Raw genomic sequence first — 14,775 nt, forward strand, 5'->3', positions numbered from 1 at the left:
CGTGCCGAAAGTTGCGGCGCAGCGAAGGGTTTCGATGGAAAAATACGGTTAAGGCGTTGGTTTGACGCAGAAATCACAGATCCATCACGAACATCTGGTTTTGAAACGCCGCCTTGAGGACCGCCTGCGCCGTCGTTTCGACCGATAGCGACTCACGCGCGAGACGCAGGTGCTTTTCCACCGTGGCGGGAGTGAGTCCCATCAACATGGCAATATCCTGTGTCGTTTTCCCGTCGCCAACCCATTCCAAAGCCTCGCGCTGGCGCTTCGTCAGCGCACGGTTCGGGGCAGAGTAGGGCAGGGTCAGGATTTTCAGATGTGCAATATTGTTCATCAAGTGGATGTCGCGCCCGTGTTCGGCCCAGATCGCGTCCACATCGTCCTGAGACAGCCCAGGACGCGCCGTCAGCGCCATAGCCCCCTTGGAGCGCGCGGAGATCGACTTGAAACTGATCGTATAGCCAGCTGTGACGTTCATCTTTTGATTGAACTCGAACATACGCCGTTCATCTGCCGTCATGGTGCCGGTATTGACCATATCGAACAGCATACGCCAGCTTCCGGCGCCTTCATGTTCCAGCGCCCATTTCACCATCGGCGCATGGAAATAACGTCCTTCGCCAAGAAAGACGTCCATATATTCCTGCGGCTGATTGGTCAGGATCACGAAATCCTCTGGGTCGCCCAGCGATGTTTGCGTCCGGTAGCGCGTGAAGCCGTAAATGAGCCGGTCAAACCCGTATGTGGTCATCTGCGCGACATGCTCGGCCCAAAGCTCTTCAAGGCTTTGGCAGTTGGACAGAAACATCAGATACGCTTGCAGAGCTTTCATCTATACCATGTCCAGATGCGCGATCAGGGCGTCAATGGCGAGAATGTAACCCGTTGCGCCGAACCCGGCAATCTGTCCGATGCAGACAGGCGCAATATAGCTGTGATGGCGGAATTCTTCACGGGCGTGGATATTGCTGAGATGCACCTCGACGCAGGGCAGCTCGACTGAACTGATCGCGTCGCGCAGCGCAACCGAGGTGTGCGTATAAGCGCCAGCATTCAGGATAACGCCCGCATGAACACCGCGCGCCGCGTGAAGCGCATCGACAAGCGCGCCTTCGTGATTGGACTGCAGCGCGACGATATCGACATTCCTGGCACCGGCATGGGCGCGCGCATCGGCTTCAATATCTGCAAGCGTCGTGGCGCCATAAATCTCGGGCTGCCGGGTGCCCAGCAGGTTGAGGTTCGGACCGTTCAAAAGAAGAAAGGATGCCATGATCGCAAGATGTACCTAAAAGACGTCGAGACAGTTATCAGGGGTCATGGCGTGCGTGTCCAGCATCCACGATCAAGAATTGTCATCGCCAATCGCGTTAATCTTGGTGAATGCTGGAGCGTTGCTTGAGGGCGCGCCCATAACGCGTTGTAATAACGTGGTTATGTTAGGCGGGCGTTTGCCGGATTAACCTGAATTAACGCCCCGGACGTATCGCTTATATTTACATAATACCGATTATAGGAGTATTGCCTGTAGCCGCAAAGCGATAATGTCACCCATGAGCAAAGCAGAAGTGTCACTCTCCTCGCAAAACGATGTGAGGATGAGCAGACATGGGATGGGTGATGATGAGCGAGAGCGAGTTGAACCGTTTGGAGGTTTTGGCGCAGGTCGATGATGGACGGCTGTCTGTCGATAATGCGGCGCACATGTTGTGCCTGACACGGCGGCAGGTTTTCCGGCTGTTGAAGCGGTATCGTCAGGATGGCGCTTCGGCGATCCGGCACAAGTCGCGCGGACAAGCGCCGAACAACCAAATCCATTCGGCCAAACGTGACTACGCGCTGAGCATCATCAAAGAGCAGTATGCGGATTTCGGGCCGACCTTGGCGGCTGAGATGCTGTCCGCGCATCACGGGTTCAAGGTCTCGCGTGAGACGGTGCGCAAATGGATGGTCGAGGATGGTATCTGGCTGTCGCGCAAGCAGCGCCGGGCGATCCACCAACCGCGATGGCGGCGGGAATGCTATGGCGAGTTGATCCAGATCGACGGCTCGGATCACCGCTGGTTTGAGGATCGTGCCCCGCCCTGCACTCTGCTTGTATTCATTGACGATGCGACCAGCACGCTGATGGAGCTGCGGTTCGTCACATCGAAGAGCACCTTCAGCTATTTCGAAGCACTGAAAAGCTATCTTCTCAAACACGGTCGCCCCGTCGCCTTCTACAGTGACAAGCACACGGTTTTCCGCGTTCCCAAACCCAACGAACACATGACGGGCATGACCCAGTTTGGGCGTGCTTTGGCAAAGTTGAACATTGAGATCATCTGCGCAAATTCCTCTCAAGCCAAATGCCGCGTTGAACGGGCAAACCGGACGCTGCAAGATCGGCTGGTCAAAGAGCTGCGCATCGCAGGCACTTCAAAAATTGAAGACGGCAACGCGTTTCTTGCGGGCTTCGTTGAACGCTGTAACGCCAAGTTTGCAAAGGCTCCGGCTAAGCCAGACAACCTGCATCGTGCCTTGAATATTGAGCCGGATCGCCTCGCTGAAGACTTCTGCCTGCGCGACAAACGCTATGTTACCAGGGATTTGACCTTGAAGTATGACTGCAAGCGCATTCGATTGGAGGTCAACGATCTGACACGCGGCTTGGTTGGCAAATACGTTGATGTCCACGAGATGCCGGACGGGCGCATTCAGGTCCGCGCAAAAGGCGTTGCCCTGCCCTGTAGTATCTTCGACCCGCACCAACAGCGCTTCACCCATGCAGCGATCACGGAGAACAAACGCCTCGGTGCTGTCCTAGCCTACACCAAGGAAGAACAGGAGAAAGCCGCGCCGCCGCCAAAGGTTAAACCCGTCAGTGCGAGGAACGGCTACAAGAAGACCGGACGCAGCCCGCCAGGACGGCCCTCAAAGATGGAATCTTATTTTGAACGAAGGCGGGCCGATCGGGCAGCTGAAGACGCAAACTAACCTGTCGCCGCATAAGCATCAGCGAACGGCACAAACTTCGGCAGCTTTCGGAAAAATTTCTCTGTATCAGCTAGTTCGTAAAACCTGTCGTCTAAGTAGCCGAATTCCATTCGATCATCTGGCGGCCCGACAATTTCTTCCCGCGTGCTCTTATCACCCGGAAACGCACTTCCAAGCTTAGCCATGGCTTCTTCGACAACTCGGCTCACATCAGGCATACCGATGGCTGTAAAGCCTTCAATCGCTTCCGGTGCGGTAGTCCCGGTCGAGTTGAAGAAGTACTGCCAAAAACCGCCATTGTAGACCTCCAAATGAAGACAATGAACGCAGAACAGATGGACTGCCTTAGGCGGGATGTTCACAATGCTCTGCAACCAAGCTTCGCGACCATCGTAGAAATTAAAGCTGTCATAATACGGCTCATAAAATGCCGGATAGGCACGCGGAGCATTGAACAAGCTATGAATCACTTTAACCGTCCCAAGTCAGGAATACGGCCAACTGTCTAACTAAACAGCGTGGCAATTCTTTGACACCTCCTCGTAGCCTGCGCTGCAACGCCGCAAGGCTTTTCAGCCCTGCGATATTTGAGGTCTCCGGGCTGCTAAGCCTTGCTACCGTCGCGCCCCGTAGTGACACTTCTGCTTTGCAAACCCGGTGACATTTCTACTTAGTTGCAACATGCCACAGCGTACGCAGGTCAGCCCAAAGCGTAACCTGCGCCGCGAACGGTCCGCACGGGATCTTCCCCCCCGTGTTGAGTCAACGCTTTGCGCAGGCGTCCGATATGCACATCGACCGTTCGCGTATCCACATAGATGTCACGGCCCCAGACGCGATCCAGGAGTTGTTCGCGGCTCCAGACGCGGCCGGGTTTCTCCATGAACGTGCTCAGCAAGCGGAACTCGGTCGGTCCCAATTTCAGCTGCGCGCCGGACCGGCTGACCTTGTGGCTTTCCGCGTCCAGCACGATATCGTCGAACTCCAGCCGCTCGCCAACAGTCGACGGGCGCACGCGGCGCAACTGCGATCGCACGCGCGCCATCAGTTCGATAACCGAATACGGTTTGACCACATAATCATCTGCGCCGGTTTCAAGCCCCCTCACCCGGTCCACTTCTTCGGTGCGGGCCGACAGCATGATAACCGGAATCGCGCGCGTCTCTGGCCGCATCTTCAACCGCCGGCACACTTCGATCCCGCTGAGATTGGGCATCATCCAGTCGAGAACGATGATGTCGGGCATATCCTCATCCACAAGGATGAGCGCCTCTTCGCCATTCTCGGCGCAACTGACGCCGAACCCTTCAGCTTCGAGGTTATATGTCAGCACTTCTCGTTGTGCAGACTCGTCCTCGACGACCAGAACGCGGGGCTGCTGTGCTGACATGGGGTTACTCCTCCGTCAACGCGGTAGATGTGACATCGCCCTTGGGCCGCTGTTCGTCGGGCATCTCGCCGGTCACCAGATAGACGACCTGCTCTGCGATTGCGGTGACCAGATCACCCATACGCTCGACATTCTTAGCGATGAAATGCAGGTGCATGCAGGGCGAAATCTGCCGCGCGTCTTCCATCATGAAGGTCAGGAATTCGCGGAACAGCGCGTTGTACATCTGGTCCACATCCAGATCACGTTCGATCACGTCACCGGCCAGTTCGGCATCGCGGTGGATATAGGAATCCAGCGCATCCTTAAGCATGATTTCAACGGTCTTGCCCATCCGGCGCAGCGCGCTGGGGGCTTCTTCGATGGCCGGCATCGTGATCAGGACCGATGTCCGTTTCGCGATGTTCTTGGCGTAATCCCCGATCCGCTCGAGCGCGGTGGACACCTTGATGATCGTCAGGACAACGCGCAAATCGCCCGCCGTGGGTGCGCGCAACGCGATCACGCGGGCGGCTTCCTGGTTGATCAGTTCTTCCAGAGCATCGATGGCCTTGTCGGCCTTGACGACCTCTGCGGCGAGTTCCTCGTCGCGCGTTTCAAGCGATTTCGCGGCGTTGTTGATCGCCGCCTCGACAAGACCGCCCATCTTCATGATCTGGGCCTGCAAAGCCTCCAGGTCACGGTCATACGCGGATTGGATATGCTGCTCATTCATCGTCGAGTTACCCGATGCGGCCAGTGATGTAGCTTTCGGTGCGCGGATCACTGGGATTGGTGAAGATTTGCCCGGTCTCGCCATATTCGACGAGATTGCCGAGGTGGAAGAACGCCGTTTTCTGGCTGACGCGCGCGGCCTGCTGCATGGAGTGCGTCACGATCACCACGGAATAGTTTTCACGCAGCTCGTCGATCAGTTCCTCGACCTGCGCGGTTGCGATCGGATCAAGCGCCGAACACGGCTCGTCCATCAGCAGAACTTCGGGTTCCGTCGCGATGGCGCGGGCAATGCACAAACGCTGCTGTTGCCCCCCGGAAAGCCCGGTGCCCGGCGCGTTCAGGCGGTCCTTGACCTCGTCCCAGATCGCCCCGCGGCGCAGGGATTTTTCGACGATGACATCCAGATCGGCTTTGTTCTTTGCAAGCCCGTGGATGCGCGGACCATAGGCGATGTTGTCGTAGATCGACTTGGGAAACGGGTTCGGCTTCTGAAACACCATGCCCACCTTGGCGCGCAGCTGCACCGGGTCGATGCGCTTGTCATAGATGTCCTCGCCGTCGATCCGGATATCGCCTTCAACGCGGCAGATGTCGATCGTGTCGTTCATCCGGTTCAGGCAGCGCAGAAAGGTGGATTTACCGCAACCGGACGGGCCGATGAACGCGGTCACGGTCTTGTCCTTGATCTCGACGCTCACGTCTTTGATGGCATGCGTGTCACCGTAATAGACCTGCACGTTTTTGGCGGCAATTTTCGCGTCTTGGCTGGTCACGTCACGCTCCGTTAGTCTTAGATCGTCCATTTGGGGTCTCTCCCGGTTTACCAGCGGCGTTCGAAGCGGCGCCGAAGAATGATTGCGATCGTGTTCATCGTCAGCAGGAACACGAGCAGGATGATGATACCGCCCCAAGCCTTGTCATAGAAGGATACATCGGCGCGTGCCGCCCAGGTATAGATTTGCGCGGGCATGGCAGAGTTCGGTTCGATGAACCCGTTCACGAACCCGTCGGGATAGCCGCGCGCGACGAAGCCGACCATGCCGATAAGCAGCAGCGGCGCGGTCTCTCCAAGCGCCTGAGCAAGGCCGATGATCGTGCCGGTCAGGATGCCGGGCATGGCAAGCGGCAGTACGTGGTGGAATACCGACTGCATCTTGGAGGCCCCTACCCCCAGCGCTGCATCTCGGATCGACGGCGGCACCGCCTTCAGCGACGCGCGGGTCGAAATGATGATCGTGGGCAGCGTCATCAGCGTCAGCACAAGCCCGCCCACCAGCGGCGCCGATTGCGGCAGGTGCATGAACTGGATGAAAACGGCCAGACCAAGGATACCGAACACGATGGACGGCACCGCCGCCAGGTTTGAGATGTTCACCTCGATCAGGTCGGTAAAGCGGTTTTGCGGCGCGAATTCCTCAAGATAGATCGACGCCGCGACGCCGATGGGCAGCGACAGGAACAACACCACCAGCATCATGAAGAACGAACCGATGACCGACGCCCCGATCCCTGCCCCGCCCGGATTGTCCACGCCGGAATCCGTGCCTTGGATAAATGTCCAGTTGAACGCGCTTTTGATGATGCCCGCCTCGTGCAGCTGATCCACGATATCGAGGTCGGCGCGTTCCAGAAAACGGCTGTCCTGCACATCTTCACGTTTCAGCGCCCCGTTCAGGTACTGATCGACCCGGCTTGCGGCGGGCAAGGTGAAGCTGACCGGTGTGCCGATTTTGTCGGGGTTTTCCTTGTAGAACTCCCGCAGGATTGACCCGGTTTTGCCCGCGATCCGCTGCAGAACCTTCTTGTCTACCTCAAGCTCAAGCCCGCCGGCGGCCAGTTGCGCGCCCATTGCGGCGATGAACACCTTTTCATAGGCCGATGTTTTCAGAAGCTGGCTTTCCGCATCGTCATACTGGTCCTGCGTCATGTTGATCTCGACATCCACCACCGTGTGGGTGAAGGCCGGCAGCCCGTTCGAGACGATAGAAACCGCCAGAACGATAAGGAAGAACAGACCGGTTGCGATGGCGGCAAGCCCGTAGGCGCGGAACCATGTTTCGGACCGGTTGCGCTTTTTGGTGTGCTCATCCGTTTTCATCAGGGAGCTTTTCTTGGGCGCATCAGGTGCGCCCGCGGCGTCCATGCTTGCGTCGGTCATTCGTATTGCTCCCGGTATTTGCGCACGATGTAGAGGGCGAAGATATTGAGCGCCAAAGTGATGACGAAGAGCGTCATGCCAAGTGCAAAGGCGACCAGCGCCTCGGGCGAGGCGAAATCGGCGTCGCCGGTAAGCTGGCTGACGATCTTGGCCGTCACGGTGGTCATGGCTTCGAACGGGTTCAGGCTGAGCCGGGCCGCAGCCCCTGCGCCCAGAACCACGATCATGGTCTCGCCGATGGCACGCGAGGCGGCCAGCAGCACCGCCCCCACGATCCCCGGCAATGCGGCGGGAATGACCACCTGGCGGATGGTTTCCGATTGCGTCGCGCCAAGCCCGTAAGAGCCGTCGCGCATCGCCTGCGGCACCGCGTTGATGATGTCATCGGACAGCGAAGAGACGAAGGGGATCAGCATGATCCCCATGACGAGGCCAGCGGTCATCACGGCGGTGCCCGACTGCATCCAGTTCAGCCCGTCGCGGCCAAACACGCTCACCAGCAGCGGACCGACCGTCAGTAGCGCGAACAGGCCGTAGACGATGGTCGGGATACCGGCGAGGATTTCCAGCAGCGGCTTGGCAACAGACCGCACCCGCGGCGAGGCATATTCCGACAGGTAGATGGCAGAGAAAAGCCCGATCGGAACCGCCACGGCCAGCGCAACGATGGAGATATAGAGCGTGCCCCAAAGCAGCGGCAGGACGCCCAGTTCCGAACTGCCCCCGCGGCCCGAAAAGCTTGGCGCCCATTGCGTGCCGAAGAAGAAGTCCATCGCCGGATACAGGCGGAAGAACTCGACCGTGTTAAAGACCAGCGACAGAAGAATTCCGACCGTGGTCAGGATCGCGATGGAGGCCGCCGCGATCAGCAGCATACGCACGCCCTGCTCTACCACGTTGCGGGCGCGGAAATCGGGCAGGGATTCGCGAATGCCCCAAAGCGCCCCGGCAACCGCCGCGATAATCACCGCGATGGACATGATGCTGTAGCCCGCCGCGCTTTTGACGCGCAGCTCTTGCGCGGCCTGTAGCATTGGGCGGGTAATTTCGGAGGTGACGATCTGACCAGAGGATTTCAGCCGCTCTGTCACGTCCGCGATATCGGCGTCAGGGTCGCGGGCGAAGGCGTCATCCATCACCCCTTCGGCAATGGCATTGTCCAGCCCAGTGGCGGTGCGCTGCACCTCGGCCATCATCAGGCTGCGCGACGACCCCTCGCGGATTTCGCTGTCGGGGATCATGCCCGAGACAACCGAATTGACATAGAACGGCTGGATCAGCAGCCAGGCCAGCAGCAAAAAGAACGCGGGCACCATCGCCTTGAGGGCGACGTTCCAGCCATAATAGGTCGGCAGCGAATGCAGGCCCCGGCTGTCGCCTCCGGCGGCGCTCAAGGCGCGCGACCGTCCTGCTGCAAATCCGAGTGCTGCGATCGCCAGTACGATCAGTGCGAGCCAGAAGACCGGCATAGGTCCACCCCCCAGAGTGACATTCCAAAGTCCCGTTCGGGACGAAAGGAGCGGCGCATGACGCCGCTCCCGTTACCTTTTGGATCCGGTCGCGGATCAGGAACCGCCGCCCATCGTGGTCTCGCTGGCCACGGCGTCTTGCGTCGCGCTCAGTTCCGGGTCGGATACCAGACCGTATTGCGCCAGCGGGCCGTCGCTGCCTGCGATTTCGTCAGACACGAAGAAGGATGCATATTCCTTCAGGCCCGGGATCACGCCGATATGCGCTTTCTTCACGTAGAAGAACAGCGGGCGGGACACGGGGTATTCGCCGGTCGCGATGGATTCGGTGGAAGGAACGACGCCGCCCATGGTCGCGACTTTCAGCTTGTCTGTGTTGTTCTCGTAGAACGCCAGACCGAACACGCCGATACCGTTGGTGTTGGCGTCGATTCGCGCCAGCGTTTCGGTGTAGTCGCCGTCGATATCCACGGATTTGCCGTCTTGGCGCACGTCGAGGCAGGCGTCTTCGGCATCATCTTCGCTCATGCCTGCGTCCATCATGGCCTGCATCGCGCCGGTGTCTTCACAGCCCTTCAGCAGAACCTTGTCTTCAAAGACTTCGCGTGTGCCGTGCTTGGTGCCGGGGATGAACATGGCGATTTCCGCATCGGGCAGGTCGCCGTTGAAATCGGACCAGTTGGTGTAGCTGTTTTCAACGATCTTGCCGTCTTTCAGAACCTTCGCGCCGATGGCGTTGAAGATGTCGGAGGGCTGGAACGCGGTAAATTCGGGGCCGGATTGCTGGGATGCGAACACGATCCCGTCATAGCCGATGCGCACTTCGATGATGTCGGTCACACCAGCTTCGGCGCAGGCTTTGATCTCTTTCTCGCGGATTTTGCGCGAAGAGTTCGCCACGTCGATGGTGTTCTCGCCCACGCCTTCGCAGAAGCGTTTCAGGCCAGCGGAGGACCCACCGGATTCGACAACGGGTGTCGCGAAGTCGGTGTTGTCACCAAAAGCTTCCGCAACGATGGAAGCGTAAGGCAGCACGGTGGAGGAGCCAGCGACTTGCACTTGGTCACGGGCAGCCGCTGCGGTCGCGGATACGGCAGCAATGGCGAGTGCAGATGCTGTGGATTTCACAAAGGACATGATGTCTCCTGTCATTTCGATGTGTTCTGATCCCCCCCATGAGGATCTTCCGGCCCTCATCTAGGCGCGGCTGATTGAGCTTTTGTGACAGGTTTGTAACAGCTATATGACAGTGGCGGTGGATTCAGCTTTCTGGGCTGAAAATCGCAGCGATTGCAGGATTTTTTCTGGCGCCGGTAACCTTACGTAAAGCATCACATGGGCCATATTCGCCGCTTCGGCCCGACTCACGGGGCGAATCCCTCGCCCCGATTCCGTTCCGTCAGGGCTCGTGACAAGGCAGGATCACCGTGAACACGGACCCGGTGCCCAATTCGCTTTCGACGCGCAGACGGCCCCGGTGGCGGTTGATGATGTGCTTGACGATGGCAAGCCCCAGGCCCGTTCCGCCCAATTCGCGGCTGCGATGGCTATCGGCGCGGTAGAACCGTTCGGTCAGGCGCGGCAGGTGGACCGGATCGATGCCCGGTCCGTAATCGATGACCTTCACCCGTGCGGACGGCCCGCGTAGCGCCGGATCGCGCTGCACATAGGAAATCTGCAGCGTGACCCGCCCGCCGGAGCCACCATATTTGATCGCGTTCTCCACCAGGTTGGTGAAGACCTGAATCAACTGGTCTAGATCGGCTGTCACCTTGATCGGCACCTCGCCGAAATTCGGCTCCAGCGTGACGCCGGCCTCGTCCGCGACGGGACGCAGGCTGTGCAGGGTCGAGGTCAGCACATCCTTGAGATACACTTCTTCTGTGGGCCGGACGCGCTCTTCGCCCTCGACCCGGCTGAGCGACAGCAAATCGCCGACCAGACGGTTCATGCGGCTGGCCTCGCCCTCCATGATATCAAGGAAGCGGTCCCGGGCCTTGGCGTCTTCGCGCGCCGGGCCACGCAGGGTTTCGATGAACCCCATCAGCGCGGTCAGCGGCGTGCGCAATTCGTGACTGACATTGGCCACGAAATCCCGGCGCATCTGCCCGGCCTGTTCCAGATGGGTTATGTCCTCGAAGGCGACCAGAACCGCACCCGCCTGCCGTTCCCCTGCCCCGTCGATAAAGCGGCAGGACACGCGGAAATTGGTATCCTGCACGCCATCATTGGAAAGGTAATTGGTTTTGCGCGGGCGCCGATCCTTGAGGCAGACTTCGATTGCGTCCAGAAGGCCCGGCTGGCGCAGCATGGCGATATAGTTCCGCCCGATCAGGCCCTGACCCAGCAGGGTCAGAGCTTCGGCATTGGCGGCATAGATGCGTTCCGTCCTGTCGATCAACAGGCACGGGATTGGCATCGCTTCGATGAATCCCGCCGCCTCCATGGGTTATGCGCCGTGTGCGGCTGCAACCGCGCTGGCAAAGGTTTCGCACAGGGCGTCTGAATCTTCGAGCCCGACAGAGACACGGAAGAACCCCTCGCTCATGCCAAGCGCGGCGCGGTCCGCCTCGGACAAGGCGCGGTGCGACGAGGACGCCGGATGCGACAGCGTCGTGCCCACATCGCCAAGGGTCGGCGCAAAGGCGATCCCTTCGGCGGCACGGGCCAGCGCATTGGCGGCGGCGCGGGTGGGCGCGACCTCGAAGGACAGCATGTTGCAGCCTTGCCCGCCTAGCAAATCCATCGCGCGGGCGTGGTCGGGGTGATCCGTGCGTGTCGGATAGATCACGCGCTGCACGCCGGGCAAGCCAGCCAGATGATCGGCAAGCTTGGCAGCCGTCTCTTGCGCGCGCGCAAAGCGCAGATCGAAGCTGAGCATCCCGCGCTCGGCCAGCCAGCAATCGAACGGGCTGCCCACCATACCGGTGGTGACGGAAAACACGCGCAAACGCTCTGCCATCGCCGGGTCGGCGGCGGAAACATATCCCAGCATCACATCCGAATGCCCCGCCAACAGCTTGGTGACGGAATGGATCACGAAATCCGCGCCAAGTTCGTAAGGCGACAGCGCGGCGGGCGTGGTAAATGTGTTGTCGATGGCCAGCAGGATGCCCCGCTTTTTCGCCAGCGCCGCAATCCCCTTCAAATCGGCCACCCGCAGCGTCGGGTTGGAAACCGCTTCAAGCAGGATCAGCCGCGTTTCGGGCCGGATTGCCGCGGCAAAGGCGTCAACATCCGTCGGGTCCGCCAGCGAGGTGGTGATGCCAAGGCGCGGCAGGTCTTCGGACATCAGCCGCAGCGAACGCCCGTAAAGCTGGTTGCCGCCCAGAACGTGGTCGCCCGAACTCAGGCACCCCATCAGCACAGCAGACACCGCCGCCATGCCGGACCCGGTGACGACACCGGGATTGGGCGCGCCTTCCATCCGGTCGATCCGCGCGGCGACCACATCGGCATTGGGATGCCCTTCGCGGCTATAAGTATAGCCAGACAGCCCGCCCTCATACTGGCTGTCCAGCATGTCCGGCGTGTCCGACGCATAGACCACGGACGGGGAAAGCGGTGTGACCACGGGCCGGGAGGCACTTTCCGGCAAAGGATCGGGCCGCATCAGCGAGCCGCGCGTATTGGCTGTCATTCAAGAAACTCCGTTTGGTAACCATTGCCACTGAAGTTCACATCCACGCTCAGCCAGCACGGACGCGGCAGCAGCTCTGCGAGATAGGCGAACACATCGTTTTTGAGCGCATCGACGAAAGCATCATCCCGGTGCGGCTTGGGTAGCAGCGACACGGTGGCCATCAGATGGGTATGGGTGAACGCCGCCGCCGGATAGGCCCGCCCCTTGGAGGCCCCCGCCCCGCCGTCGTGTTGCAATATGATCTCTTCGATCCGGGTCAGTATTTCGGCCCCGTCCAGCGCAAGATCGGATGAGTAACGCAATTCGGTTTGCGGCATGATCAAAGCTCTCGCAGGTTGTCGCGGAACCGGCGCATGTTATCTTGGTAGTGCAGCGCGGAAATCTCCAGCGCGGAAATGGCGTTATCATCCAATTGCCGCACCACTTTACCCGGCGCGCCCATCACAAGGCTGCCATCGGGGATTTCCTTGCCCTCGGTGATCAAGGCGCCCGCGCCGATCAAGCAATTATCGCCGATCTTGGCGCCGTTCAGGATCGTCGCGCCCATACCGATCAGCGTGTTGCTTCCGATTGTGCAGCCATGCAGCATGACCTTGTGGCCAATGGTGCAATTGGTGCCGATGGTCAGCGGAAAGCCCATATCGGTATGGAACACGCAGTTTTCCTGCACATTCGATCCCGCACCGATGGCGATCGTTTCGTTATCGCCGCGCAGGGTCGATCCGAACCAGACGGAGGCGGCCTCTGCCAGCACCACATCGCCGATCAGGTTCGAATCCGGTGCGACCCAGGTATCCGCATGGCAGGTCGGCTGTTTGTCGCCCAAAGCATAGAGTGTCATGGCAAATCCTCGAATTGAGATTGCAGTTCCCGCACATGCGCCGTGAGGTCGGGTTGCTGTATACGGCGCAGACGTGTCGCTTCTATGATGGTGCGCAACTGGGTTTCCGTCGTGTCCAGATCGTCATTCACCAGCACGTAATTATAGGCGTCCCAATGGCTGATCTCGTCCCAGCTTTTGGACATGCGCCGTTCGATGGTGCTTTCGCTGTCCTGTGCGCGGCTGACCAGACGGCGGTGCAGTTCGGTGATGGAGGGCGGCAGCAGGAAGATCGACAACACATGCGGCGCGAGGGCCGAGTTGCTGATCTGTTGCGCGCCCTGCCAATCGATATCGAACAGCACGTCCTTGCCGCTTTCGATGGCGTCCTGCACCGGGCCGCGCGGCGAGCCGTAGAAATTGCCGAACACATGCGCGTGCTCCAGCATGTCGCCTTCGGTCACCATATGTTTGAACTGCGCTTCATCGACGAAGTGATACTCGCGCCCGTCCTGTTCGCCAGGGCGCGGTGCGCGCGTGGTCGCAGAGACGGAAAATATGATATCCGGATCCCAGTTGCGCAGCCGCGTGGCCAGCGTCGATTTGCCCGCGCCCGAAGGGGAGGACAGGATGATCAAAAGCCCGCGCCGGTTCTGCATCGGTTACTCCACGTTCTGAACTTGTTCGCGCATCTGGTCGACCACGACTTTCAGCGCCAGCCCCAATTCGGTCAACGCGCTCATCTGCGCCTTGGAGCACAGCGTATTGGCCTCGCGGTTGAATTCCTGCATCAGGAAATCCAGCTTGCGCCCGACCGCGCCGCCGGTTTCCAGCAATTCCAGCGCCGCCGCCACATGGGCGCGCAGCCGGTCGATTTCCTCGGTAATGTCGGTCTTGACCGCCAGCACGGCCAATTCCTGCGCCACCCGGCCTTCGTCCAGATTTTCGGTGTCCTGCAGGATGCGCGCCATGTTGCGCCGGAACTGCGCATCGATATCCGCCTGCCGCGTATCCAGAAGCGCCGACGCCTTGCCCACCAGTTCGGCGACCTCATGCAGTTGCCGCGCCAGAACATGCCGCAGCGCCGCGCCTTCGCTGGCCCGCATCGCGTTGAAATCGTCAACCAAGGGCGCGAATTCCGCCATCAGGGCTGCCTTCAGCGCCGAGGTGTCATCCGATTCCGATCCACTGTCCAGAACGCCGCGCAGCCCGACAATATCCGCCGATGTCGGCGGCGTCAGCGTTACGCCCGTAGCCTTGGCACGGGCTTCGACATCCTGCATCGCGGCGAGCAGTTGATCGACAAGCGCGGTGTTGAGGCGCACGGCTGTCTCACCGGTTTCGCGCTGGACCCGCAGGCTCAACGTCACATTTCCCCGCGTGACCGCCTTGGTAAGATGTGCGCGCAGCGCGGCTTCCAGACCGTCGATCCAATCGGGCGCACGCAGCCGCAGATCAAGGCCGCGACCGTTAACAGAACGTAACTCCCAACTCCAACGATACCCTTCCGCAGCCCCCTGCCCGGAGGCATAACCTGTCATAGAATGGATCATTTCGGCCCCAGATTTGATGCCATTACGGCATGGCGCAATCAGGCGCGGG

At 59.9% G+C, this 14,775-nt stretch carries 16 protein-coding genes; 1 reads left to right on the forward strand and 15 read right to left on the reverse strand.

Annotated elements, in window-relative coordinates:
- Window positions 1-73: 73 nt before the first annotated feature.
- Both E4Z66_RS02815 and aroQ read right to left on the reverse strand, forming a co-directional pair.
- Window positions 74-832 carry a LuxR family transcriptional regulator gene (locus E4Z66_RS02815; RefSeq protein ID WP_136461410.1) on the reverse strand — a complete coding sequence of 253 codons (759 nt, stop codon included), beginning with the start codon at window positions 830-832 and terminating at the stop codon, window positions 74-76.
- Window positions 833-1,273 (reverse strand): type II 3-dehydroquinate dehydratase, encoded by a 441-nt coding sequence (aroQ, locus tag E4Z66_RS02820; protein WP_136461411.1) that lies wholly within the window; start codon window positions 1,271-1,273, stop codon window positions 833-835.
- A 335-nt stretch (window positions 1,274-1,608) separates the two neighbouring features.
- Here aroQ and E4Z66_RS02825 point away from each other — a divergent pair, with 335 nt between their 5' ends.
- Window positions 1,609-2,976 carry an ISNCY family transposase gene (locus E4Z66_RS02825; RefSeq protein WP_136461412.1) on the forward strand — a complete coding sequence of 456 codons (1,368 nt, stop codon included), beginning with the start codon at window positions 1,609-1,611 and terminating at the stop codon, window positions 2,974-2,976.
- Here the strand turns inward: E4Z66_RS02825 and E4Z66_RS02830 are convergent.
- From E4Z66_RS02830 to E4Z66_RS02890, 13 genes are all read right to left on the reverse strand, one after another.
- Window positions 2,973-3,446: a DMP19 family protein gene (locus E4Z66_RS02830; RefSeq protein ID WP_136461413.1), complete on the reverse strand. Its 474-nt coding sequence runs from the start codon at window positions 3,444-3,446 to the stop codon at window positions 2,973-2,975. The two genes, E4Z66_RS02825 and E4Z66_RS02830, sit on opposite strands and share 4 nt — an antisense overlap.
- Window positions 3,447-3,676: 230 nt before the next feature.
- Window positions 3,677-4,366 carry a phosphate regulon transcriptional regulator PhoB gene (gene phoB / locus E4Z66_RS02835; protein ID WP_136461414.1) on the reverse strand — a complete coding sequence of 230 codons (690 nt, stop codon included), beginning with the start codon at window positions 4,364-4,366 and terminating at the stop codon, window positions 3,677-3,679.
- 4 nt (window positions 4,367-4,370) lie between these two features.
- Entirely contained in the window at window positions 4,371-5,081 is a 711-nt protein-coding gene (gene phoU / locus E4Z66_RS02840; protein ID WP_136461415.1) for a phosphate signaling complex protein PhoU, read from the reverse strand.
- A gap of 7 nt (window positions 5,082-5,088) precedes the next feature.
- The gene (gene pstB / locus E4Z66_RS02845; RefSeq protein ID WP_136461416.1) at window positions 5,089-5,886 is read right to left on the reverse strand and encodes a phosphate ABC transporter ATP-binding protein PstB; all 798 of its coding nucleotides are present in this window, start codon (window positions 5,884-5,886) and stop codon (window positions 5,089-5,091) included.
- A gap of 17 nt (window positions 5,887-5,903) precedes the next feature.
- Window positions 5,904-7,241 (reverse strand): phosphate ABC transporter permease PstA, encoded by a 1,338-nt coding sequence (pstA, locus tag E4Z66_RS02850; RefSeq protein WP_136461417.1) that lies wholly within the window; start codon window positions 7,239-7,241, stop codon window positions 5,904-5,906.
- Complete coding sequence (pstC, locus tag E4Z66_RS02855; protein WP_136461418.1) at window positions 7,238-8,710, reverse strand: phosphate ABC transporter permease subunit PstC; 1,473 nt, start codon at window positions 8,708-8,710, stop codon at window positions 7,238-7,240. Before pstC ends, pstA begins: the two co-directional genes overlap by 4 nt.
- A gap of 96 nt (window positions 8,711-8,806) precedes the next feature.
- Window positions 8,807-9,847 (reverse strand): substrate-binding domain-containing protein, encoded by a 1,041-nt coding sequence (locus E4Z66_RS02860; protein WP_136461419.1) that lies wholly within the window; start codon window positions 9,845-9,847, stop codon window positions 8,807-8,809.
- Between the two features lie 262 nt (window positions 9,848-10,109).
- Window positions 10,110-11,156 carry a sensor histidine kinase gene (locus tag E4Z66_RS02865; protein WP_136461420.1) on the reverse strand — a complete coding sequence of 349 codons (1,047 nt, stop codon included), beginning with the start codon at window positions 11,154-11,156 and terminating at the stop codon, window positions 10,110-10,112.
- A 3-nt stretch (window positions 11,157-11,159) separates the two neighbouring features.
- Window positions 11,160-12,350, reverse strand: coding sequence for a trans-sulfuration enzyme family protein (locus tag E4Z66_RS02870; RefSeq protein WP_246035857.1), 1,191 nt, complete (start codon window positions 12,348-12,350; stop codon window positions 11,160-11,162).
- Window positions 12,347-12,670 (reverse strand): hypothetical protein, encoded by a 324-nt coding sequence (locus tag E4Z66_RS02875; RefSeq protein ID WP_136461421.1) that lies wholly within the window; start codon window positions 12,668-12,670, stop codon window positions 12,347-12,349. Before E4Z66_RS02875 ends, E4Z66_RS02870 begins: the two co-directional genes overlap by 4 nt.
- 2 nt (window positions 12,671-12,672) lie before the next feature.
- Window positions 12,673-13,194, reverse strand: coding sequence for a gamma carbonic anhydrase family protein (locus tag E4Z66_RS02880; RefSeq protein ID WP_136461422.1), 522 nt, complete (start codon window positions 13,192-13,194; stop codon window positions 12,673-12,675).
- A complete protein-coding gene (gene gmk / locus E4Z66_RS02885) occupies window positions 13,191-13,832 on the reverse strand; it encodes a guanylate kinase (RefSeq protein WP_136461423.1) in 642 nt (213 codons plus the stop codon). Before gmk ends, E4Z66_RS02880 begins: the two co-directional genes overlap by 4 nt.
- Window positions 13,833-13,835: 3 nt before the next feature.
- Entirely contained in the window at window positions 13,836-14,714 is an 879-nt protein-coding gene (locus E4Z66_RS02890) for a YicC/YloC family endoribonuclease (protein ID WP_246035859.1), read from the reverse strand.
- Window positions 14,715-14,775 lie beyond the last annotated feature (61 nt).

Origin of the sequence: Aliishimia ponticola, assembly GCF_004803475.1 — a bacterium.
Taxonomy (GTDB): Bacteria; Pseudomonadota; Alphaproteobacteria; order Rhodobacterales; family Rhodobacteraceae; genus Aliishimia; species Aliishimia ponticola.